Genomic DNA, 22355 nt, shown 5'->3' with positions numbered 1-22355 from the left:
CCTTACTTCGGCGGCGGCGGTGCCAGCACCGTCCGGTCGCCATTGTGCTCGGGCGCACTGACAACGCCGGCCGCTTCCATGGCCTCGATCAGTCGCGCCGCACGGTTGTAGCCAATCTTCAGCCGGCGCTGCACGCCGGAAATCGACGCGCGGCGGGTCTCCGTGACCACCCTCAGTGCCTCGTCATACAGCGGATCCGACTCGTCGCCGCCGGCACTGGTTTCCGGCAGGCCGGTGGCACCCACCACCACGCCGTCCCCCAGGGTCTGAACCTCGTCCAGCACGCCCTCGATGTAATCGGCCGGACCCATCGCCTTGAGATGCTCGACCACGCGATGCACTTCATCGTCGGAGACGAACGCGCCGTGCACACGCTCGGGCATGGCGGTGCCCGGCGGCAGGTACAGCATGTCGCCGTGACCCAGCAGCGTCTCCGCGCCGGACTGGTCGAGAATGGTGCGCGAGTCGATCTTCGAGCTCACCTGGAACGCGATGCGGGTGGGAATGTTGGCCTTGATCAGGCCGGTGATCACATCCACCGACGGACGCTGGGTGGCCAGGATCAGGTGGATGCCGGCTGCACGTGCCTTCTGTGCCAGACGTGCGATCAGTTCTTCGACCTTCTTGCCGACGATCATCATCATGTCGGCGAATTCGTCGATGAAGATGACGATGAACGGCAGCGTCTCCAGCGGGCGCGGCGCCTCGCCCAGCTCCGGGTTCGGCTTGAACAACGGGTCCATCAGCGGCTGGCCGGCGTCCTCGGCGTCCTTCACCTTCTTGTTGAAGCCGGCCAGGTTGCGCACGCCCACCGCGCTCATCAGCTTGTAGCGGCGCTCCATCTCCGCCACGCACCAGCGCAGGCCGTTGGCGGCCTCCTTCATGTCGGTGACCACAGGCGCGAGCAGATGCGGGATGCCCTGGTAGACGCTCAGTTCGAGCATCTTCGGGTCGATCATCAGCATCCGCAGATCTTTCGGCGAGCCCTTGTACAGCAGGCTCAGTACCATCGCATTGACGGCCACGGACTTGCCCGAGCCGGTGGTACCGGCCACCAGCAGGTGTGGCATGCGCGCCAGATCGGCCACGGTGGGGCGGCCGGCGATGTCCTTGCCCAGCGCCAGGGTCAGCACGCTGGAGGCCTTGTCGTACTCCTTCGAGCGCAGCAGCTCGGACAGGAAGATCATCTCGCGGGTGACGTTGGGAATCTCCAGGCCGATCACCGACTTGCCGGGAATCACATCGACCACGCGCACCGACTTGACCGACAGGCCGCGGGCGATGTCCTTGTCCAGCGAGCTGATCTGGCTGACCTTGATGCCCGGCGCCGGCTCGATCTCGAAGCGGGTGATGACAGGGCCCGGATAGGCGCCAACCACCTGCGCGTCGATGCGGAAATCCTTCAGCTTGAACTCGATCTGCCGCGACAGGGTCTCCAGCGTCTCCTCGTCGTAGCCCTTGGGCTGTGGCTTGGGATCATCCAGCAGGGCCAGCGGCGGCAGGTCCGAACCATCGCCGTTGACGCCGCGGAACATCGGTATCTGGTTGTCACGCTTGGCCCGGTCGCTCTTCTCGATCACCGGTTCCGGGCGCGGTTCGATCTTCACCGGCTCGCGCTTGGCGCGCACCTCGGCGTCCGCCTTGCGGACTTCCTGGCGCTCCTCGCGCAGGGCACGGGTCTGCTTCCACTCGGTCGCCTGTTCCTTCTTGCGCTCCAGCAGCGGCGCCAGGGACATCACCCCACGGCCGATCTTCTCCATCACCGTGAACCACGACAGGCCGGTGGCCAGGGTGATCGAGGCCAGCAGCAGCACCAGCACGAACAGGTTCGCGCCCAGCGCCCCGAAACCGACGGTCAGCGAGTTGCCCACCAGCTTGCCAAGGATGCCGCCGGCACTGGAGACGTCACCATTGAACAGGCGCACATGCAGGAAGCCGGTACCGGCGATCAGGAAGCCGACCAGACCGACCAGGCGCAGGGCCGGATCGAGGTCGTTCTCGCCCTTGCTTTCCCGCTTGAGGCCGAACATGGCGATCCAGGCCAGTGCGCCGAGCACCACCGGCAGCAGGAACGCGATGTAGCCGAACAACTGCAGCAGCACGTCGGCGATCCAGGCACCGGCGCGGCCGCCCATGTTGTGCACCGGCGCGACCACGCTGCCGGTATGCGACCAGCCGGGGTCCGACGCCGAGTAGGTGAACAGACTTGCCGCCAGGTACAGCAGGGCCGGCGCGATCGCGATCAGGCCCAGGTCGCGCCAGAGGCGCTGGCGGCGGGGGTTGTCGGTCGTCGCTGCCGCCGCGGCCGTGCGACGTGACGCCTTGCTGTCGTCGGACTTGGAGCGTTCGGGGACCTGCTTCGCCACCTTAGACCATACCTTTGGAATGCGCTGTTAGTGATTGATAATAAATGAGACGGCGTCAGTTTTCAGTTATGCGACGCTGCGAGGCGCCCTCCGGGGCCGGAAACCGCCGATGGGTGACGGCGTTCTGTTCATCGGCTTGAATCGCCCTGCCCCAGCCGCCACTCTATGACCTGCCATGGATGCTGCGCAAACATCGCCAGCGCCTTGTCCCACTTACCTTTTCGCGAGTTTACATGAGCACCAGCCTGCCCTCCCGCCACCAACGGCTTGTCATCCTCGGTTCCGGCCCGGCCGGCTGGACCGCTGCGGTCTACGCCGCCCGCGCCAACCTGAAGCCGGTCGTCATCACCGGCCTGCAGCAGGGCGGTCAGCTGATGACCACGACCGAGGTCGACAACTGGCCGGGTGACGCCCATGGCCTGATGGGCCCGGACCTGATGGCGCGCATGCAGGCTCACGCCGAGCGCTTCGAGACCGAGGTCATCTTCGACCACATCCACACCGCCGACCTGTCCCAGCGTCCGTTCCGGCTGATCGGCGACAGTCACGAATACACCTGTGACGCCCTGATCATCGCCACCGGCGCCACCGCCAAGTACCTGGGCATCCCGACCGAAGAGGCCTTCAAGGGCCGCGGCGTGTCCGCCTGCGCCACCTGCGACGGGTTCTTCTACCGTGACCAGGACGTGGTCGTGGTCGGCGGTGGCAACACTGCGGTGGAAGAGGCCCTGTACCTGTCCAACATCGCCCGCAAGGTCTACCTGGTCCACCGCCGCGACACCCTCAAGGCGGAAAAGATCATGCAGGACAAGCTGTTCGCCAAGGTCGCGGCCGGCAAGATCGAAACCGTCTGGCACCACCAGGTCGAGGAAGTGCTGGGCAACGATGCCGGCGTGACCGGTGTGCGCGTGAAGTCCACCCTGGACGGCAGCACCCGCGACATCGACGCGCACGGCTTCTTCGTGGCCATCGGTCATCACCCGAACACCACCCTGTTCGATGGCCAGCTGGCGATGAACAACGGCTACCTGGAAATCCGCTCGGGCCTGGGCGGCAACGCCACCCAGACTTCGGTGGAAGGCGTGTTCGCCGCGGGTGACGTGGCCGACCAGCACTATCGGCAGGCCATCACCTCCGCCGGCTTCGGCTGCATGGCCGCACTGGATGCCGAGCGCTACCTGGATGCACAGGGCAAGGCCGGCTGAGGATTGCTTCACGCCATGACTGACCCTGGGGGCCGGCGCGGAAGCGCCGGCCTTTCTGTTTTCTTCTGACCTATCCTTGGCCCATGCCCTCCCCCCGTTTCCTCGACTCGCTGCAGTCCGTTACCGCCACCGACTGGGACGCGCTGCATGATGGGCGCAATCCCTTCGTCAGCCACGCCTTCCTGGCCGGACTCGAAGCCCACGGTTGCCTGCGCGGGGACTGGGGCTGGCAGGCACGGCATTTCACCCTGTGGGAGGGCGACGTCCTGGTCGCGGCGATTCCCGGCTACCTGAAGACCAACTCCCACGGCGAATTCGTGTTCGACCACGCCTGGGCCAATGCCTATGCCCGGCATGGCAGCGACTACTACCCGAAATGGCTCGGCGCCGTGCCGTACTCGCCGGTGACCGGGCCGCGGCTGCTGGCCCGGGACGATCCAGCCCGCGCGGGCGTGCTGTCGGCCCTGCGCGGGGCGCTGCCCGCGCTGGACGTGTCCTCGGCGCATATCAACTTCCACACCGCAGCGGATGAAGTGCTGTTCGGCGATGACTGGCTGCTGCGCGAGGACATCCAGTTCCAGTGGCAGAACCCGGGCGACTGGACGACGTTCGATCAGTTCCTTGGCGCCATGGACCACAAGCACCGCAAGAACATCCGCCAGGAGCGCGCCAGGGTCACCCGCCAGGGCATCGGCTTCCGCGTCGTGCACGGCGATGAGGCCAGCCGTGCCGACCTGCAGGCGATGTACCGTTTCTACCTGCAGACCTTCGTCGAGTACGGCAATGCACCGGCGCTCACCGAGCCCTTCCTGCGCCACCTGGCCAGCAGCCTCGGGCGCGGCCTGGTGATGTTCCTGGCCGAACAGGACGGCGAACCGATTGCCGGCGCCCTGTGCCTGCGTGGGGGCGACACGCTGTATGGCCGCTACTGGGGTGGCGCTACCCTGCCTGGCCTGCACTTCGAGGCCTGCTACTACCAGGGCATCGAGTACTGCCTGCGCGAAGGCCTGACCCGCTTCGAGCCCGGCGCACAGGGCGAACACAAGCTGGCGCGCGGCTTCCTGCCGACGCGGGTGCGCAGCCGGCACTGGGTGGCCGATGCGGATTTCGCAGAAGCTCTGCAGGACTGGTGCCGGCAGGAGCGCAGGGACGTGCGGCGCTATGAGCAGACGTTGCAGCAACACAGCCCGTTCCGCACGCAGGACTAGCGCCGCCGCAGAATGGATGCGCCGGCATCGCTACACTCCCGGCATGACCCGTCAATTGCCCTGGCGCCTGGACGATGCGCCGGACGCCCCCTTCCCGCCCGCTGAAACCGCGCTGCGCAGTCCCGACGGCCTGCTGGCCGTAGGCGGCGACCTGCATCCTGCACGCCTGTTGAATGCCTATGCCGGCGGCATCTTCCCGTGGTTCAGCGACGGCGAGCCGATCCTGTGGTGGTCACCGGACCCACGCATGGTGTTCCGCACCTCCGGCGTACACCTGTCCAGCCGCTTCCGCCGCCAGCTGCGCGGCAGCCACTGGGAGGTGACTGCCGACACCGCCTTCAGCCAGGTGATGCGCGCCTGTGCTGCCGCGCCGCGCCCCGGACAGGACGGCACCTGGATCAGCCCGGCAATGGTCGAGGCCTACAGCCGGCTGCACGACCTCGGGTTCGCCCATTCCGTCGAGGTCTGGGACCGGCAGACCCTGGTCGGTGGCATCTATGGCGTGGCCATCGGTACGGTGTTCTTCGGCGAAAGCATGTTCAGCGGCGCCAGCGGCGGCTCCAAGATCGCGCTGGCCGCGCTGGCGGCCACCCTGCATGGCTGGGGCTGGGAACTGATCGATGCACAGGTGGAGAATCCGCATCTGCTGCGGATGGGTGCGGTGCACCTGCCACGCGCCGCGTTTCTGGACCACGTGCGGCAGGCCGTGCGCTGCCCGGGGCGTGAAGGCCCGTGGACCCGGCACATGGGCCGCTTGCCGGCCCGCGTCCTGGCGGGGGGTTAACATAAACTTTGCAAGCCGGCCGCGTCCCGCGTAAAATACTGCGCCTTAGGCCCAGCGTGGCCGTTTTCTGAACCGCACAGGACTACATGTCGAAAGACGATTCCATCGAGTTCGAGGGCACCGTCAGCGAGACGCTGCCGAACACCACTTTCCGCGTTCGTCTGGAAAATGGGCACGAGATCATCGCCCACATCTCCGGCCGCATGCGCAAGAACTACATCCGCATCCTCACCGGTGACCGGGTCAAGGTTGAAATGACCCCGTACGACCTGACCAAGGGTCGCATCACCTACCGCATGAAGTAAGCGGTCGGCGCGTCGCGCCACTTCGACAAGGCCAGCCTGGGTTGCTGGCCTTTTGTCATGCCCGCTCTCCGGCCCTGCCGGAGGTCATCGTGACCGATCTCACCATGACGTCAGTCAGCCCTGCTTGCGGCAGATTCGCAGTTGCGACAGCGGCAGCATTCTGGGATCCGATCCACTCCGGATCGCCACCCCTGCCCCGCCATGAACCTCGCTTCCCTGCTCGGCCCCTTGGCCTTGTCCGCCATCGCCCTGGTGGCCCCGTCCGCCCATGCGGCCGATACCCCGGCGGCACAGTGCGTGCCGCTGTCCGGCGAACAGCAGATCGTTCGCGCCGGCGCCGACAGGAACATCCTGCTCCGCTCCGGCGAAGCGCACTATGTCGTGCATTTCCGCAACAGCTGCCCTTCCGCCGTGCGGGCCACCCGCCTCGGCTTCACGACCGACGGCAAGGAGGCTGACACGCTGTGCAGCGAGGGCCGAAGCAAGCTGGACACCGGTCGCGGCTCCTGCGAGGTGGCGCGCATCGAGCCGATCGATGCCGAGCGGTTCACGCGCGAAGCGCGCCGTCGCAGCCGCTGACACCCGACAGCACAAGGGCGGCCGAAGCCGCCCTTGCCCTTTCCAGTCCTTCACGCCACAGCCCGTGGCGTCAGCTCACTCCACCGTGGCCGGCAGGCTGACATGCTTCTCCTGACTCAGACAGGGCCAGCCTTGCTGCTGGCCCTTTGTCGTGGGCGCTGGAAATTCTGACTGACATCGGTGGCGCACGTTTGCAACTCATTGCATGGCCCGCCCCGTGCCCCGCCCGCAGCATGGCACGCCCGCCGCTCCATGCGGCATTGATGTGTGATCAACATGCCCACGCCGCCTGCCCTCCTCATCCTGGGCCTGGCCGCCTCCCTGGCCGCCGCCCCCACACCACCTGCAGGCACACTTGCGGAGCTGCCGGCAATGCTCGCGGCGACCGCCGCAATCGCACCGGTCGACAGCCTGGACGAGCTGCACTACCGGTCGTTCTCCGAGCAGAACCCGGACACCAACCCGCTGCGAAGCTGGACAAGCGGCAAGGACGCAGCCTTCGCCGGACCGATCAACAGCATGACCCTGCTTGAGCGGCGCGACCGCTGCGACACCTTGCTGGTGGTCTCCACCACAGTTGCACCGGAGACCCTGGAGCGACGCTGGAGCGAGCGCGGCGCCAGCTTCGTGACCGGTACGGACGGGCGGCGGCGCTGGACACTGTCGTTGCCGGCGGCAGACCACCTGCACGCAGCAGACGATTGGCTCGCCCATTTCCATGGTCGATATGTGGTACTGGAAGCCACGCCGGAACGCTGTCGGCGTCGCCTGGACGACGCGACGGCAGACGCGACCACCTCATCCGTCGCGCCCATCCTCGACGCCATGCTGGCCAGCCACGCACGGAATGCGGCCGATGGCACCATCCTGGCCTGGACGATCGACCTGGCCAATCCTCCTGCCGGACAGGCTCCGGACACAGGAAATCCTGCCGCCAACGCTCAACTGTTCCAGCTGGACGCGGCCGGGCGTACCCGGCTCATTGTCAACTGGCTATGGACAGACTGCTCGCGCGCCCGCCTGGCCTCCTTCGTCTTGCAGGCAGCATCGGCCGATCGCCTCGACTGGAAGGTCGAGGTCGTTCCATCCGACGCTCTGTGCGAACTGCGCGCCACAGGGGCGTGGCAGATCCCACCTGCACCCTGAACACACCCCCGCAATCGACAAGGGCGGCCGAAGCCGCCCTTGCCCTTTCCAGTCCTTCACGCCACAGCCCGTGGCGTCAGCTCACTCCACCGTGGCCGGCAGCAGCCGCTCCGGTTCGGCCTGGGTCTCGACCACCAGTTCGTCGTCGCGGACATCGATGCTGACCTTGCCGCCGTTGACCAGCTTGCCGAACAACAGCTCGTCGGCCAGCGGACGCTTGATCTTGTCCTGGATCACGCGCGCCATCGGACGGGCGCCCATCAGCGGGTCGAAGCCATGGTGGGCCAGCCAGTCGCGCGCGGTCGGCGTGGCCGACAGGCTGACATGCTTCTCCTGCAGCAGCATCTCCAGCTCGATCAGGAACTTGTCCACCACACGCAGGATGTGCTCGAAGCCCAGCGCCTGGAACTGCACTACCGCATCGAGGCGGTTGCGGAATTCCGGCGTGAAGCTGCGGCGGATGGTCTCCATCGCGTCGGTGGCGTGGTCCTGCTTGGTGAAGCCGATCGAACGCCGCGAGGCCTGGGCCGCGCCGGCATTGGTGGTCATCACCAGCACCACGTTCTTGAAGTTCGCTTCACGTCCGTTGGTGTCGGTCAGCACGCCACGGTCCATGACCTGCAGCAGGATGTTGAAGATGTCCGGGTGCGCCTTCTCGATTTCGTCCAGTAGCAGCACGCAATGCGGCGTCTTGACGATCTTCTCGGTCAGCAGGCCGCCCTGGTCGAAGCCGACGTATCCCGGGGGCGCACCGATCAGGCGGCTGATCGAATGCGGCTCCATGTACTCGGACATGTCGAAGCGGACCAGCTCGATGCCCAGCTGCAGGGCCAGCTGCTTGGTCACCTCGGTCTTGCCGACACCGGTCGGGCCGGCAAACAGGAAGTTGCCGATCGGCTTCTCCGGATTGCCCAGGCCCGAGCGCGCCAGCTTGATCGCCGACGACAGGGTCTCGATGGCCGGGTCCTGGCCGAAGATCACCATCTTCAGGTTGCGCTCCAGGTGCTGCAGCACATCCTTGTCGGTGGCGCTGACCTGCTTGGTCGGGATGCGCGCCATCTTGGCAATGATGGCCTCCACTTCCTCCACGTCGATCAGTTCCTTGCGCTGGTCCTCCGGCAACAGCCGCTGGCGCGCACCTGCCTCGTCGATCACGTCGATGGCCTTGTCCGGCAGCAGGCGGTCACCGATATGCTTGACCGACAGGTCCACCGCGGCCTGCAGCGCCTCGTCGGAGTACGTCACGCCGTGGTGGGCTTCGTACTTGCCTTTCAGGCCCTGCAGGATCTCGTAGGTCTCACCCACGGTCGGCTCGACGATGTCGATCTTCTGGAAGCGGCGCGCCAGGGCGCGATCCTTCTCGAAGATGCCGCGGTACTCCTGGAACGTGGTCGAGCCGATGCAGCGCAGCTCGCCCGACGCCAGCGCCGGCTTGATCAGGTTGGACGCATCCATGGTGCCGCCCGACGCCGAACCGGCACCGATGATGGTGTGGATCTCGTCGATGAACAGCACGGCGTTGGGCACCTTCTTCAGGGCCGTCAGCACGCTCTTCAGGCGCTTCTCGAAGTCGCCACGGTACTTGGTGCCAGCCACCAGTGCGCCCAGGTCGAGCGAATAGATGACGGCATCGGCCAGCACCTCCGGCACCGAGCCCTCGACGATGCGCCGGGCCAGGCCTTCGGCGATCGCGGTCTTGCCGACGCCGGCCTCGCCCACGTAGAGCGGGTTGTTCTTGCGACGGCGGCACAGGACCTGGATGGTCCGCTCGATCTCGTCGGCACGCCCGACCAGCGGGTCGATGCGTCCGGCCCGGGCCTGCTCGTTGAGGTTGCTGGCGAACTCGGTCAGGGCATCCCCCTTCGGCTCGCCCTCCCCGCCCTCGGCCCGGCTCTCGCCTTCGGAGGAAGGCTGTTCGCCCTCCTCGCCCAGCTTGGCGATGCCATGGGACAGGTAATTGACCACGTCCAGGCGGGTCACGTCCTGCTGGTTGAGGTAGTAGACGGCATGGGAGTCCTTCTCGCCGAAGATGGCGACCAGCACATTGGCGCCGGTGACCTCCTTCTTGCCCGAGGACTGCACGTGGTACACGGCCCGCTGCAGCACGCGCTGGAAGCCCAGCGTCGGCTGGGTGTCGCGGCCATCGTCTTCCGCCAGGCGGGACACGGAGGCCTCGATGGCCTGCTCCAGCTCCTGGCGCAGGCGGTCGGCATCGGCACCACAGGCCTTCAGTACGGCCTGGGCGGACGGGTTGTCGAGCAGTGCCAGCAGCAGGTGTTCGACCGTCATGAACTCATGCCGGGCCTCACGGGCGCGCTTGTAGCACTGGCCGATGGTGTGTTCGAGGTCTTTGCTGAACATGGATTACTCCGGCGGCAGATGGGGACAATATGCGGCCTGACTACGCGATTTCCATCACCCTAGCGGATTGCTGCGTTCAGATGGCGTTAGCAGTGCGGATTGCTTGATCTTCATTCACTCCCGGACAGCCCCCATGAGCGAACCCTACCTGAGCCGCTGGCGATTGCGACGTGATGGTCCCGCCATCCGTACCCCGCACGCCCGGCTCTGGCCGGTACTGACCGCCGACGACCTGCCGGCAATGCTGAAGATCAGCAGTGAAACCGAAGAACAGAACAGCCATCGCCTGCTGCGCTGGTGGGGCGGCGACGGTGCCGCGCGCCTGCTGGCGCACGAGGGGCCGGCCATCCTGATCGAGCGCGCCGACGGCCAATCGCTGCGGGAGCGCTCGATCGGCGGCGATGACAGCACCTGTACCACGATCCTGTGCCAGGTCCTGCAGCGGCTGCACCGGCCACGGAGCGCACCGCCAGCGGAGCTGGTCTGCCTGCCTACATGGTTCGCCGACCTGCTGCAGCCAAGGGGCTCGCTGCCGCCACTGCTGGAACAGTGCAGATCACTGGCGGTTGCGCTGCTGGAGGCCGAACAGGAGGTCCGGCCGCTGCACGGTGACCTGCACCACGACAACGTGCTCGACTTCGGCGCGCGCGGCTGGCTGGCGATCGACCCGAAACGGCTGATCGGTGATCGCGCGTTCGACTACACCACGCTGTTCAGCAACCCCGACCTGTGCGGTCCCGGCATCCACGTGGCCACCCGGCCGGAGCGCTTTGCGGCCCGGGTGACCGAGGTCAGCGCCCTGGCGGACCTGGATCGCACGCGCCTGCTGCGCTGGATCGCTGCCAGCGCAGGGCTGTCGGCCGTATGGTTCCGCAATGATGGCGACCCGGCCGATATCGACGAGACGGTCGCGGCGATGGCACTGGAGGCGCTGGCGGAGGGGTGATCCCGCTGTAGCCGAGCATGGGCTCGGCTGCGCTGACAGCGATCAGGATGCCTGCACGAACAGCAGCCGAGCATGGGCTCGGCTCTACAGGAGGCCCGTCAGGCCTTTTCCATCGTGCACAGCAGCGGATGCTGGTTCATCCGTGAATACTCGTTGACCTGGCCGACCTTGGTCTCGGCCACTTCGCGGGTGAACACGCCACAGACGCCGCGACCGCGGGTATGGACATGCAGCATCACCTGCGTCGCCTTGTCCAGGTCCATGTTGAAGAACTGCTGCAGCACGTCCACCACGAAATCCATCGGGGTGTAGTCGTCGTTGAGCAGCATGACCTGGTAGAACGGCGGCGGCGCCACTTCCGGGCGCGCGGGCTCCACGGCGATGCCGTGCTCGTGGTGGGAATCGGGGGAAGACTCGCGGGGCATCCGGTCATTATAGAGGTTGCCGCGCGCCCGCGTCGGCCCTCCCGGAATGGACGGCACGGACGGCCGCCGTCACAATTGTCCTTCCCACCCCGGTTTCACAGGATTTTCATGAAAAGGACCCTTCTGCCTGCCCTGTTGATCGCCCTGGCCTGTGCCGGTCCGGCGAGCGCAGCCGATGCCGACGCTGCCGTCGGTCGCCAGCTGGACAAGCTGGGCTACAACTACGAGGTCGACGAGGATGGCGACTACCGCCTGGTGTTCGACGTCGAGGGCGACCGCACCCAGATGGTGTACGTGCGCTCGGCGGTGGAAGACTTCGGCAGCCACAACATCCGTGAGATCTGGTCGCCAGGCTACACGTCCAAGACCAAGCAGTTCCCGGTCGCGGTCGCCAACCGCCTGCTGGAGGACTCGCAGGACGCCAAGATGGGCGGCTGGGTGAAACAGGAGGCGACCGCGATGTTCGTGGTGAAGATCGACGCCGATGCCACCGCCGACCAGCTCAGCGACGCCATCGATGCCGCGATCCGCACCGCCGACGCGATGGAACTGGAACTGACCAAGAAGGACGATCTCTGAGGTGAATGCCACGCCGGACCCGCGCTGGGCACCGCACGCCACCGTCGCCACCGTCGTGGTCGACGGTGGCCGCGTGCTGCTGGTCGAGGAGACCATCGATGGCCGCGCCGTGCTCAACCAGCCTGCCGGGCACCTCGAACCCGGCGAGAGCCTGGCCGAGGCGGCGCTGCGCGAGACCCGCGAGGAGACCGGCTGGACGGTTCAGCTGACCGACTTCATCGGCTGTTACCAGTGGACGGCGGGCGACGGTACGACGTTCCTTCGCTTCTGCTACGCGGCGCGCCCGGTCTCGCATGATCCGGCGCAGCCGCTCGACACCGGCATCGACCGCGCGCTGTGGATGACCCCGGCCGAGCTGCAGGCCGCCGGGCAGCGCCAGCGCAGCCCGCTGGTATGGCAGGTCGTGGCGGACTATCTGGGTGGCCAGCGCCACCCGCTTTCGCTGGTCCGGGAGGTCGCATGAGCACCCCGCGCGTGATGGTGGGCGTTTCCGGTGGCGTCGATTCGTCGGTCGCCGCTTGGCGGCTGGTGCAGCAGGGCGAGGCCGTGGCCGGCCTGTTCATGCAGAACTGGGCCGACGACGGCAGCGGCGACTGCCGCGCCGAGGATGATCGCCGCGATGCGGTGGCGGTCTGCGGCCTGCTGGGCATTCCCTTCCATTTCCGCGACTTCTCCAGCGAGTACTGGCAAGGCGTGTTCGAGCATTTCCTGGCCGAGTACGCCGCCGGCCGCACCCCCAATCCGGACGTGCTGTGCAACCGCGAGGTGAAGTTCAAGCACTTCCTGGACGCGGCGCGTGAACTGGGCGCCGAGCGCATCGCCACCGGCCATTACGCGCGGGTGACCCAGCGCGGCCACCAGTGGCTGCTGCTGCGCGGCGCCGACCGCTCCAAGGACCAGAGCTATTTCCTGCACCAGCTGGGGCAGGAGCAGCTGGCCGCCACCCTGTTCCCGATCGGCGACCTGGAAAAGAGCGACCTGCGCCGGATCGCCCGTGACGTCAGCCTGCCGACCCATGCCAAGAAGGACTCCACCGGCATCTGCTTCATCGGCGAGCGCGACTTCCGCGAGTTCCTGGGCCGCTACCTGCCGGCCCGGCCGGGACAGATCCTCGACCCGGCCGACGGCAGCGTGATTGCCGAGCATCCGGGCGTGTTCTATTTCACGCTCGGCCAGCGCGAGGGCCTGAACATCGGCGGCGTGCGTGGCCGCCCGGCCGCGCCGTGGTACGTGGTCGGCAAGGACGTGGCCAGCAACGTGCTGTATGTCGATCAGGACCGCGACAGCCCGTGGATGCTCTCCGAACGCCTGCGTTCGGAAACCGCGCACTGGATCGCCGGCGCACCACCGGCCCGGCGTTTCGAATGCACTGCCCAGACCCGCTACCGCCAGCCCGACGAGCCGTGTACGGTCGATGTGCTGGACGATGGCAGCGTGCTGGTCACCTTTGCCCGCCCGCAGCGGGCCGTCACGCCCGGCCAGTCGCTGGTGCTGTATGACGGCGAGATCTGCCTGGGCGGTGCGGTGATCGCCGCCACCGATGCGCCGCTGGAACAGCGCCTGCGCACCACCCCTTCTCCTTTTGAGGTAATCGCTGCATGAGTTTCACTGTCGACGACCGCGTCCTGGCCCTGGCCGGCATTGCCCAGGCCCTGCAGCAGGTGCGCCGCATCGCCGATACCGGCCATTCCGACGCCGCCGCTGTACGTACCGCGGTGGACAGCGTGTTCCGCGTCGACGCCTCCTCTCCGCAGGAGGTGTTCGGCGACCGCCACGCGCTGAAGTCGGGCCTGCGCCTGCTGCACAACTACTTCCGCAACCAGGGCCAGGATCCGATCCTGCCCAAGCTGGCATTGTCGGTGCTGCAGCTGGAGCGCCGCTTCGTGCAGGACGGCGCAACCGTCAACAAGGTTGCCGCGGGCATCGAGCAGGCGCAGCGCAAGGCCGCCGAACTGGGCGACAGCGGTCACCCGGATGTGCTGGCCAGCCTCGGCGGCGTCTATGCGGACACCATCAGCCATCTCAAGCCGCGGGTGATGGTGCAGGGCAACCCGCATTACCTGGGCCAGGCCGGTGTGGTCTCCGAGATCCGTGCCCTGCTGCTGGCCGCCGTCCGCGCTGCGGTGCTGTGGCGGCAGGTGGGCGGCAGCTACTGGGACTTCCTGTTTGGCCGCAAGGCGATGGTCGAGGCCGTGGACCGCCTGCTGGCCTGATCGTTGCATCCGCCGGGCATGGCCCGGCGCTACCGGGGGCCTGACCCTATGCATCCGCCGGGCATGGCCCGGCGCTACCGCATGGCCTGACTGCTTCACCCGCCGGGGATGGGGCCCGGCGCTACCGCATGGCCTGACCGTCGGGGCGCCGCCAGGGTAGCGCCGGGCCATGCCCGGCGAGCGTCCGGCGCCGGAAATCCGGCGCATTCAGAAAGCGCATCGACGTTAAAGAGAAGGGGCACACGGCCGATACATCCTCCGTGCACCTCCCGAGAACGTCCATGTACTCACGCATTTTCATCCGTCTGGCCACCCCCCTGGCCCTGACCCTGCTGCTCCCCTTCGCCATCGGTTTCGAATGGCCGGCCGCCCTGCGCTGGGCGATCCTGACCACGATGACGCTGAGCTGGCTGGGCTTTGCGTGGTGGACCGCGCGCGCCCAGGCGCACCGCTCACCGGAACAGGCCCGCGTCCTGCGTGAGCAGGACCAGCTGCTGACCGAACTGCGCAGCTTCGTCGGCAACGAAATCGACGGTTCGCGTGGTGAAGTGGAACGCGCCCGCGACCTGATCCGCCAGGCGGTATCGAGCCTGGGCGGCAGCTTCGATGCAATGAACCGCAAGTCACGCCAGCAGAGCCAGGCGCTGTCGCGCATCGTCGACCGTGCCGGCGATGAAGGCAGTGCGGGCCTCGACGTTGCGCGGTTCGCCCAGCATGCCAGCCATCGCATGGAGCAGCTGGTGGAAGCGCTGGAACAGGTCAGCGGCCAGAGTTCGACCACCGTGCAGCACATCGACCAGATGGCACAGCACCTGGACGGCATCTTCGCGCTGCTGGAAGACGTCAAGTCGATTGCCGACCAGACCAACCTGCTGGCACTGAATGCCGCCATCGAAGCGGCCCGTGCCGGCGAGGCCGGCCGCGGCTTCGCGGTGGTCGCCGACGAAGTGCGCAACCTGTCCGAGCGCTCGACCACCTTCAACGAACAGATCCGCAAGCTGGCGCACAGCTCCAAGGACGCCATCGCCAAGGTCCGCGAGACGGTCTCGCACATGGCTTCGCGCGACATGGACCGCTCCCGCGAAGCACGCCAGGAAGCAGCGGCCATGCTGGACAACGTGGCGCAGATCAATGCTTCTCTGGGCGAAGGCATGCGCGAGGTGTCCGAGTGTGCGCGTGCCATCGACGGCAGCGTCGCCGAGGCCGTGCGCGCACTGCAGTTCGAAGATATCGCCACACAGGCGCTGGGTGGCGTACATACCCACCTCGACCGCCTGACCGCGATCAACCGCGAAGCGGTGGCCCTGCAGGAACTGCTGCACCGCAATGGCGGCGTCTTCGACGAAGAGATCGCCAGCGCGCTGCAGCGCACCGGCAACCGTCTGCGCGAACTTCGCAACGAATGGGAGCGCCCGCCGCACAAGCCGGTCGCCCAGCAGAACATGGGCGCCGGTACCGTCGAACTGTTCTGACACGCGTGTCCGCTGCCCTCTCCGGCAGTCTGCAAGGCCCCGGCTCAACCGGGGCCTTTGCCTGTGATCCACCGCCGAATGCATCCTGTACGCGCCCCATGGCCCTGATCAGCGCCCCGCCCTCCTCCCTCACCGACATCGAACGCCCGCGCAACGCCAGCGTGCGAGAACAGCTGCAGCAGCTGGAAAAGGTCGCGCATGAGGAGATCCGCGAGCTGCAGCAGCTCGCCGATGCGCGCCCGCCCTCGCCCGGTACCGCCAGCGAACTGCTGGGCATGGCCTGGGACCTGGGGTTGGATGGAGATGCCCTGAAGTAGTGCCGGGGCGTGCGTGGATGGGGCGAGCTCAATGTGCGACGGCCAGAAGGCACGCGTGCTCGGGCCGATGCTTCTGGCCCTGCGTCTTTCCTCCTCTAGCGGAGCTGGAGCGGCCCCGTACAGGCGCTGCGGATGCAGCTGACGATTGCGTACGATGACAGTTCCCCACCACGCATGGATGGTTCCGGGGATTCATGAGTTTCGGATTTCTTGCATGGAATGCGATCAACGCACCCTTCATCGTGCCGGACCCATTTCGGTTCAAATCAGCCCAGCCCGATGACCAGCGCCGCCCTCTGCCTTTCGCTTGCCTTGCAGCTTCCGGTTGCCCCCGACCCATTGACCCTGGATCCCGATTCCCTCGCGACGCTTCAGCAGGCGCTGCAGACATTCGGAGCGTTCCAGCACCCTTATTCTGCTCCAATCGACGCATACGACCCTGACGCGGGGGTGATCGACGCAACGGTCGAGGTCTCCGCGGGCTGCCTGCAGGAGGGTCCCAAGGTCATCGTCCTGGACGATGATGGCGACGAGACACCCGAGCGCTATCTGGTACTGGACGAGCCATGGCAGAGCCTTCCAGCGGGCACATTGCTGCTCGTCTGCGGAGACAGGGCGGTCGTCATTTCAGCTCAGGACTGGAGCCGGGAGCTTGCAAGAGCCGAGATCATGCTGACGTTTCTCGACCTGCTGCCTGGAGATTCGGAAGCCAGGGACCAGCTGGAGAGTTGCTCGGCAGTCTCGGATTCCGATACATCCGATCCCTTCGTGAAGAGCATTCTGGATCAGCTCTGCGCCAGCACTCCAGGTACACCTGTCACTGACACCGCCCTGGCCCTCTGGAAGGGCAGGCTCCCGGATGCATTACTTGCACTGTGGCAGCGCGACGGCCTGGCGCGCTATCACGATGATCGACTGACTATGGTCGATCCTGCCCAATACGAAACCGTCCTGGCTGCCCTTCTGGCAGGCAGTCCGCCGCGGGACAAGGACAACCTTCATGTATATGCGATCTCGCCATTCGGCCAGATGCTGATCTGTGGCGAGAAGACTGGCGTCGACCTCACGCTTGAACCACACGAAGGCTACCTATGCGCGCCTGCAGCGCTGACTCTCCCAGCAAGCAACGCCGTCCGCAACAGGAGCCTGCACGACTTCCTGCTGACATTGGATGATCCTGAGCTGGATGTCCTGACCGAGGACGAGGAGCCAATGTTCTGGCGAGTCCGTGAGATGTTGGGGCCGCTGGGCGACGGAGAGATCTACACCTCGACGGAGCCCGTGCCAGAGCACGGCTGGCGGATAGACCGCCTGGTGAAACGCAAGGCGCTGGATGTGCTCGCAGAGCTTGCGCAGCGTCGCTGACTGCTGACACATGGAGGGATGTACCTGCGTGCATGCCGACCAAGGTCGGCACCTACCAGAGCACGTGCCGGACAGCGCAAATCGTCAACGCACCAGCAACGCTTCGTTGCCGGCGTCCGTGCGCGACGGTGACTGATGCTGCTGGCGCAGCCACTGCGCCAGGTCGCGCGGGCTCAGCGGCCGCGAGTACAGGTAGCCCTGGATCTCGTCGCAGCCCTGGCGGCGCAGCATGTCTTCTTCCTGGTGCGTTTCCACACCTTCGGCCACGACCTTCATGCCCAGCGCGTGGCCCAGGTGCACGATGGCCTGGGTCACCTCGGCCGTACCCGAGTCGTGCAGCATGCCCTGCACGAAGCTGCGGTCGATCTTCAGGCGGCCCACCGGGAACCGGTTGAGGTAGTTGAGGTTGGAGAATCCCGTTCCGAAATCGTCCACCGCCAGCGGCACACCGTGCCGTTCCAGCACGTCGAAGCAATGACGCAGGATGTCGGTGTCACGGATCAGCGCCGACTCGGTCAGCTCCAGTTCCAGGCGCTGTGGCGGCCAGCCATGGGCATGGCAGATCTCGATCACCCGCTCTGCGAATCCGCGATCACGCAGCTGCACGGCCGAGACGTTCACCGCGATGCGGTCGAAGTGCAGACCGGCTCTGTCCCAGGCAGTGGCCTGGCGGCAGGCTTCGTTCAGTACCCAGTCTCCGATGCGCACGATTTCACCGCACTTCTCGGCGATGGGAATGAACTCGGCCGGACTGCAGTAGCCGATGCCGGGTCGATGCCAGCGCAGCAGTGCCTCGATGGCCGGCGGCTCGCCAAGGTGGGCGTGCAGCAGCGGCTGATAGGCCAGGCTGAACTCCTCGCGCTCGATCGCGCCATGCAGTGCATGCTCCAGCTCAAGCCGGCGCTGGATGCGGGCCAGCGCGTCCTGGCTGTAGTACTGGTAGGTGTTGCGACCGGCTTCCTTGGCCGCATACATCGCGGCATCGGCGGCGCGCAGCAGTGAATCGAAATCGGTCTGGGTATCGCCCAGCATGGCGATGCCCACGCTGGCCCCCACCTTCAGCGTGGTATCGCCGCGGCGCAGCGGCTCGGCCAGCGAGCCGATCAGCTTGCGCGCCACGTGGCCAGCGTCTTCCGGTTCGGCCAGGTCGCGCAGCACCACGATGAATTCGTCACCGCTGAAGCGGCCGAACAGATCGTTGTTGCGCAGGTTCTGGTGCAGCCGGGTGGCCGCCGCCTTCAGCAGCGCATCACCGGTGGCATGGCCGAAGCTGTCGTTGATGGTCTTGAAGCCATCCAGGTCGATGAACAGCATCGCCAGCGAGGTGCCGCGATCACGCGCTTCCTCGATTGCTTCAGCCGTCTGCTCGCCCAGCAGCACCCGGTTCGGCAGGCCGGTCAGCAGGTCGTAATGGGCCAGCAGCTCGATGCGCTCATTGGCCTCGCGCTCTCGCGTGATGTCACGGAACAGCACCACGAAACGTGGCGGCAGGCCATCGCGCCGATCCAGCTCGATCAGCACCTGCACCCATACGCGCAGGCCGGATTGACGATAGAAGCAGAGATCCAGCTGCTCGGGCAGGCCGCCACCGGCAATCCGGCCCAGCGCCGCCTCGAACGCGCTGCGCGAGTCCTCGGTGTACAGCGCCAACGCTTGGTCCAGAGTGATCGGCTCCTTGCGCAGTCCGTGGATGCGATAGCACTCTTCGGTCCATTGCATGTGCCGGGTCTGCACCTCGATCTCGCACCCTCCGATGCGGCCCAGGGCCGAAACGCGGTTGAGCAGCTCGGTACGCCAGCGGATCAGCGCATCGGTCTGGTGCTGTTCGGTGATGTTCTGCACCTGGCCCAGCAGCCGCTTGGGCTGGCCCTCGCCGTCCAGCAGCGGCTGCATCCACAGCCGCAGATGCAGCGATGGTTCGCCGCTGCCGCGGGCCAGCTCCAGCTCGAGGCTGGCGGAGCGGCCATCGCGCCACAAGCGGCGCCAGGCTGCCCGCAGCGCTCCGCGTGAACGCGGATGCAGCTGCTTGAGCCAGCGTCGCTGGCCGGGCACGTTGCCGGGCTCAAGTGCGAGCAGCGAACGCAGTTCGGGCGACCACCAGAAGGAGCCCGTGCCTGGATCGAACGACCAGCTGCCCATGCTGGCGATGCGCTGCGCCTCGCTCAGGTGCACCTGCTGTTCGTGCAGCAACGCCTCCAGCTGCTTCTGCTGTTCGATGTCGGTGTGGGTGCCGACCATCCGCAGCGGCTGGCCGTCGGCAGTGCGCGCGACCACGCGGCCACGATCAAGCACCCAGCGCCACTGCCCGTCGGGCTGTCGGAAGCGGAACTGTGCGCTGTACTGGTCGCTGGTTCCACGCAGGTGCTGATCCAGCGCGGCGCGCACGTGGCCGATGTCCTCGCCGTGCACGCGCGCCAGCATTCCGCTGGCGGTCTCTTCGCCCAGGCCAGGGGTGCGGGTGACGCGATCGCTGGGAATATCCCAGTCCCACAGACTGTGGCCAGCGCTGTCCAGCGCCAGTTCCCAGCGTCCGCCACCCGCCAGCGGCACCGGTTCCGGCACGCTCAGGGTGAAGGCCAGCAGATTGCCGGCGCCGTCATGCACGGCGCGCAGGTGGCCGTCGTAATGCCCGCGCGGCCCTCCCGGCAGGCTGCACGCAACAATGCCACCGTCGGCGGCCAGCAGACGCAGGTCCTCCAGCATCGGCGCGTAGGCCGCGACCGTCGCCGGCAGGCCATGCTCGCGCGCGGCCGGATTGGCCGCCAGCGGACGGCCAGTGCGGTCGACGATGACCAGCGCCGACGCGAGCGGATGCTGCAGCAGGCTGGCGATGATCCCTTGGTCCACGCGATCTTGCTCCGGATGAAACGCCCGACAGCGGGGCACGCAGTGGTTAACGGCGCCTGCGGCGGATAATTGAGTGGCTACGGGGCACCTGCGCGGTAAGATGGCCGGCGCCCCTACCTGCTGCCCTGTCCATGCCCGCAGAACCGACCGGCACCGCCCCTGTTCCCGACCCGCGGATGGCCCAATCGCTGGGCCGCGATCGTCGGCGGATCGTGCTGAGTTACCTGGCGATGGCCCTGGCCTGGATGATCGCCACCGACAGCGCCGTGCAGCTGCTGGTACCCGATCCGTACCAGGCATCACTGTGGCAAAGCCTGAAAGGGTCGTTCTTCGCCCTGGCCAGCGCCGGGCTGCTGTACCTGCTGCTGCGGCCGCTGGCCGAGCACGTGCTGCTCACCCATGCCCGCCTGCAGGCCTCCGAGCTGCGCCTGCGGCAGATGTTCGAGGGCAATCCCGGGCCGATCCTGGTCTACGATCTGGACAGCCTGGCCATTCTCGATGCCAATCCTGCGGCCTGCAGCGCCTTCGGCTGGGAGCGCGAGGAACTGCTTGAGCGCACCATCGACGTGCTCTGGCCGCCCGGCCAGGGCCAGGCGCTGCAGACCAAGCTCGAAGCCATCCGGGAGGCGCCCGAGCAGCTGTGCATCCTGCGGGCGCAGCTGCAGCTGCGCGATGGCAGCCTGCGGCAGATGGAGCTGCGCTCGAACGCAATCGGTTACGACGGCCACAACGCACGCCTGCTGATTGCCATCGATCGCACCGCCGAGGACCTTGCACAGCTGCGCCGGGACCAGGCACTGGCACGGGTGGAGGAAGCGCATGAGCTGGCGAAGATCGGCGCCTGGGAACTGGACCCCTCCAGTGGGCTGGGCCGGTACTCCAGCCAGGTCTATCGCCTGCTCGGCCGGCGCCCGCCGGAAGCCCGCCGCTGGCATCGCTTCGACGAACTGCTGGTGGCGGCCGATCCGGCCACCGCCGCGCAGGCCGACCAGCTGCTGGCCGAACTGTGTTCCGGCGAACCGGTGCAGGTGGACGTGCTGCTGCCGCTGCTGTCGATGGATGGCCGCGCGTTGATGGTGCACCTGCGCGCGGCCAGCGGCGTTGACGAGGCCGGCCGAGACCGTGTGCTCGGCACCCTGCAGGACGTGACCGAGCGCGAGCAGTCGCGGCGGCTGCTGCGCGAACGTGAGGAACAGTTCCGCGAACTGGTGCGTGTACTGCCGGACGGCGTGGTCATCCTCTTCGAGGAGCACGTGCTGTACGCCAACGCCTGGGCCGCGAGTCTGTTCGGCTATGGCGGCCATGCCCTGCTCGGCGAGCCGCTGGCGGCTCTGGTCGCCGACAGCGATCTGGCGCGGGTACGCGTGCAGCTCCGGGCCGGCCAGCCCCAGCACGGCCCCGGCCACAGCAGCGTGGTGGCGATGCAGCGTGCCGATGGCCGCAGCTTCCACGCCGGCCTGGCCGTGGGCGAAGTCCGCTACGGCGGTCGCGACTGCAAGCTGCTGATCGTGCGTGACCTGAGCGATTCCGAGCGCACCCGCAGTGCGCTGGAGACCAGCAACCGCGAACTACAGGCCATGGCCGGCCGGTTGTTCTCGCTGCAGGAGGACGAGCGCCGCGCGATCTCGCGCGACCTGCACGATGACATCGGGCAGGCCATCACCGCCATCAAGCTCTCCGCCTATGCCGCGCAGGACGAAGACGATCCGAAGCGCCGCAGCGAGGATCTGGCACAGATCGTCAGCCTGGCCGACACCACGGTGGCCAAGCTGCGTGACATCTCCACCCTGCTGCGGCCTCCACAGCTGGATGCGCTGGGCCTGGAGGCGGCACTGAGCTGGCAGGCACGGGTACTGTTCCGCTCCTCACCGGTGGAACTGCTGGCCGAAATCGAGCCCCTGCCGCATCGGCCCGACAACAGCATCGAGCAGGCCTGCTTCCGCATCGCCCAGGAAAGCCTGACCAACGTACTGCGCCACGCCCGCGCCAGCCAGGTGCAGCTGCAGCTGCGTGATGTCGGCCAGCGCGGGCTGCACCTGCAGATCCGCGACGACGGCGAGGGTTTCGACCCTGACGGCCCGCGCGGCCTGGGCCTGATCGTCATGCGCGAACGTGCGCAGAGCGTGGGCGGCCACGTGCGCATCGAGTCGGCGCACGGCGCCGGCACCCTGGTCGATGTCCATCTTCCCTACCAGGCGGCCTGCGCGGCTGCCGTCGAAACACCGGATTACTGAGCC

At 67.1% G+C, this 22355-nt stretch carries 19 protein-coding genes; 15 read left to right on the top strand and 4 right to left on the bottom strand.

Features of this window, described 5'->3' with window-relative positions:
• Positions 1–2: 2 nt before the first annotated feature.
• Entirely contained in the window at positions 3–2366 is a 2364-nt protein-coding gene (locus ACZLIF_RS10295; RefSeq protein ID WP_053517949.1) for a DNA translocase FtsK, read from the bottom strand.
• Positions 2367–2599: 233 nt separating this feature from the next.
• Here ACZLIF_RS10295 and trxB point away from each other — a divergent pair, with 233 nt between their 5' ends.
• The 6 genes from trxB (at position 2600) to ACZLIF_RS10265 (ending at position 7593) form a co-directional block, all read left to right on the top strand.
• Positions 2600–3571 (top strand): thioredoxin-disulfide reductase, encoded by a 972-nt coding sequence (gene trxB / locus ACZLIF_RS10290; protein ID WP_053517948.1) that lies wholly within the window; start codon positions 2600–2602, stop codon positions 3569–3571.
• 83 nt (positions 3572–3654) lie between these two features.
• Positions 3655–4779, top strand: a complete 1125-nt coding sequence (locus tag ACZLIF_RS10285; protein WP_478462611.1) for a GNAT family N-acetyltransferase — start codon at positions 3655–3657, stop codon at positions 4777–4779.
• Positions 4780–4822: 43 nt separating this feature from the next.
• Positions 4823–5563: a leucyl/phenylalanyl-tRNA--protein transferase gene (gene aat, locus ACZLIF_RS10280; RefSeq protein WP_053517945.1), complete on the top strand. Its 741-nt coding sequence runs from the start codon at positions 4823–4825 to the stop codon at positions 5561–5563.
• Positions 5564–5649: 86 nt separating this feature from the next.
• Positions 5650–5868 carry a translation initiation factor IF-1 gene (infA, locus tag ACZLIF_RS10275; RefSeq protein WP_005409596.1) on the top strand — a complete coding sequence of 73 codons (219 nt, stop codon included), beginning with the start codon at positions 5650–5652 and terminating at the stop codon, positions 5866–5868.
• A gap of 201 nt (positions 5869–6069) precedes the next feature.
• Complete coding sequence (locus ACZLIF_RS10270; protein WP_128988571.1) at positions 6070–6447, top strand: hypothetical protein; 378 nt, start codon at positions 6070–6072, stop codon at positions 6445–6447.
• A gap of 276 nt (positions 6448–6723) precedes the next feature.
• Positions 6724–7593: a hypothetical protein gene (locus ACZLIF_RS10265; RefSeq protein ID WP_128988569.1), complete on the top strand. Its 870-nt coding sequence runs from the start codon at positions 6724–6726 to the stop codon at positions 7591–7593.
• Positions 7594–7674: 81 nt separating this feature from the next.
• Here the strand turns inward: ACZLIF_RS10265 and clpA are convergent, their stop codons facing one another.
• Positions 7675–9954, bottom strand: a complete 2280-nt coding sequence (clpA, locus tag ACZLIF_RS10260; RefSeq protein WP_065182194.1) for an ATP-dependent Clp protease ATP-binding subunit ClpA — start codon at positions 9952–9954, stop codon at positions 7675–7677.
• A gap of 133 nt (positions 9955–10087) precedes the next feature.
• Between clpA and ACZLIF_RS10255 the strand changes: the two genes are divergently transcribed.
• Positions 10088–10900: an APH(6) family putative aminoglycoside O-phosphotransferase gene (locus tag ACZLIF_RS10255; protein WP_128988567.1), complete on the top strand. Its 813-nt coding sequence runs from the start codon at positions 10088–10090 to the stop codon at positions 10898–10900.
• A gap of 98 nt (positions 10901–10998) precedes the next feature.
• Here the strand turns inward: ACZLIF_RS10255 and clpS are convergent, their stop codons facing one another.
• Positions 10999–11325 (bottom strand): ATP-dependent Clp protease adapter ClpS, encoded by a 327-nt coding sequence (gene clpS, locus ACZLIF_RS10250; RefSeq protein ID WP_053517940.1) that lies wholly within the window; start codon positions 11323–11325, stop codon positions 10999–11001.
• Positions 11326–11433: 108 nt separating this feature from the next.
• On the opposite strand from clpS, the gene ACZLIF_RS10245 reads away from it, so the two are divergent.
• From ACZLIF_RS10245 to ACZLIF_RS10215, 7 genes are all read left to right on the top strand, one after another.
• A complete protein-coding gene (locus tag ACZLIF_RS10245) occupies positions 11434–11904 on the top strand; it encodes a hypothetical protein (RefSeq protein ID WP_111186999.1) in 471 nt (156 codons plus the stop codon).
• Position 11905: 1 nt separating this feature from the next.
• Complete coding sequence (locus ACZLIF_RS10240; protein WP_053517938.1) at positions 11906–12367, top strand: NUDIX hydrolase; 462 nt, start codon at positions 11906–11908, stop codon at positions 12365–12367.
• A complete protein-coding gene (gene mnmA / locus ACZLIF_RS10235) occupies positions 12364–13506 on the top strand; it encodes a tRNA 2-thiouridine(34) synthase MnmA (RefSeq protein ID WP_053517935.1) in 1143 nt (380 codons plus the stop codon). The genes ACZLIF_RS10240 and mnmA overlap by 4 nt, the downstream gene beginning before the upstream one ends.
• On the top strand, positions 13503–14117 hold the full coding sequence (gene hflD / locus ACZLIF_RS10230; RefSeq protein WP_053517934.1) for a high frequency lysogenization protein HflD: 615 nt from the start codon (positions 13503–13505) through the stop codon (positions 14115–14117). Before mnmA ends, hflD begins: the two co-directional genes overlap by 4 nt.
• A 281-nt stretch (positions 14118–14398) precedes the next feature.
• Positions 14399–15589: a methyl-accepting chemotaxis protein gene (locus ACZLIF_RS10225; RefSeq protein WP_478462607.1), complete on the top strand. Its 1191-nt coding sequence runs from the start codon at positions 14399–14401 to the stop codon at positions 15587–15589.
• Positions 15590–15687: 98 nt separating this feature from the next.
• Entirely contained in the window at positions 15688–15906 is a 219-nt protein-coding gene (locus ACZLIF_RS10220; RefSeq protein WP_128988565.1) for a hypothetical protein, read from the top strand.
• 279 nt (positions 15907–16185) lie between these two features.
• Entirely contained in the window at positions 16186–17271 is a 1086-nt protein-coding gene (locus ACZLIF_RS10215; RefSeq protein ID WP_164972368.1) for a GAD-like domain-containing protein, read from the top strand.
• An 84-nt stretch (positions 17272–17355) separates the two neighbouring features.
• On the opposite strand, the gene ACZLIF_RS10210 is transcribed toward ACZLIF_RS10215, so the two are convergent.
• Positions 17356–20118, bottom strand: coding sequence for a bifunctional diguanylate cyclase/phosphodiesterase (locus ACZLIF_RS10210; protein WP_053517927.1), 2763 nt, complete (start codon positions 20116–20118; stop codon positions 17356–17358).
• Positions 20119–20249: 131 nt separating this feature from the next.
• On the opposite strand from ACZLIF_RS10210, the gene ACZLIF_RS10205 reads away from it, so the two are divergent.
• Positions 20250–22352, top strand: coding sequence for a sensor histidine kinase (locus ACZLIF_RS10205; protein ID WP_128988561.1), 2103 nt, complete (start codon positions 20250–20252; stop codon positions 22350–22352).
• Positions 22353–22355 lie beyond the last annotated feature (3 nt).

Source organism: Stenotrophomonas sp. 2201_Sma (assembly GCF_056486685.1).
Note: the sequence above shows the minus strand (reverse complement) of the source record. Positions and strands in the feature narration are given on the sequence as shown.

Bases quoted from the DNA above. Each gene is read 5' to 3' on its own strand.
- trxB (WP_053517948.1), top strand. From the start codon at position 2,600: ATGAGCACCAGCCTGCCCTCCCGCCACCAACGGCTTGTCATCCTCGGT.
- ACZLIF_RS10285 (WP_478462611.1), top strand. From the start codon at position 3,655: ATGCCCTCCCCCCGTTTCCTCGACTCGCTGCAGTCCGTTACCGCCACC.
- aat (WP_053517945.1), top strand. From the start codon at position 4,823: ATGACCCGTCAATTGCCCTGGCGCCTGGACGATGCGCCGGACGCCCCC.
- infA (WP_005409596.1), top strand. From the start codon at position 5,650: ATGTCGAAAGACGATTCCATCGAGTTCGAGGGCACCGTCAGCGAGACG.
- ACZLIF_RS10270 (WP_128988571.1), top strand. From the start codon at position 6,070: ATGAACCTCGCTTCCCTGCTCGGCCCCTTGGCCTTGTCCGCCATCGCC.
- ACZLIF_RS10265 (WP_128988569.1), top strand. From the start codon at position 6,724: ATGCCCACGCCGCCTGCCCTCCTCATCCTGGGCCTGGCCGCCTCCCTG.
- clpA (WP_065182194.1), bottom strand. From the start codon at position 9,954: ATGTTCAGCAAAGACCTCGAACACACCATCGGCCAGTGCTACAAGCGC.
- ACZLIF_RS10255 (WP_128988567.1), top strand. From the start codon at position 10,088: ATGAGCGAACCCTACCTGAGCCGCTGGCGATTGCGACGTGATGGTCCC.
- clpS (WP_053517940.1), bottom strand. From the start codon at position 11,325: ATGCCCCGCGAGTCTTCCCCCGATTCCCACCACGAGCACGGCATCGCC.
- ACZLIF_RS10245 (WP_111186999.1), top strand. From the start codon at position 11,434: ATGAAAAGGACCCTTCTGCCTGCCCTGTTGATCGCCCTGGCCTGTGCC.
- mnmA (WP_053517935.1), top strand. From the start codon at position 12,364: ATGAGCACCCCGCGCGTGATGGTGGGCGTTTCCGGTGGCGTCGATTCG.
- hflD (WP_053517934.1), top strand. From the start codon at position 13,503: ATGAGTTTCACTGTCGACGACCGCGTCCTGGCCCTGGCCGGCATTGCC.
- ACZLIF_RS10225 (WP_478462607.1), top strand. From the start codon at position 14,399: ATGTACTCACGCATTTTCATCCGTCTGGCCACCCCCCTGGCCCTGACC.
- ACZLIF_RS10220 (WP_128988565.1), top strand. From the start codon at position 15,688: ATGGCCCTGATCAGCGCCCCGCCCTCCTCCCTCACCGACATCGAACGC.
- ACZLIF_RS10215 (WP_164972368.1), top strand. From the start codon at position 16,186: ATGACCAGCGCCGCCCTCTGCCTTTCGCTTGCCTTGCAGCTTCCGGTT.
- ACZLIF_RS10205 (WP_128988561.1), top strand. From the start codon at position 20,250: ATGCCCGCAGAACCGACCGGCACCGCCCCTGTTCCCGACCCGCGGATG.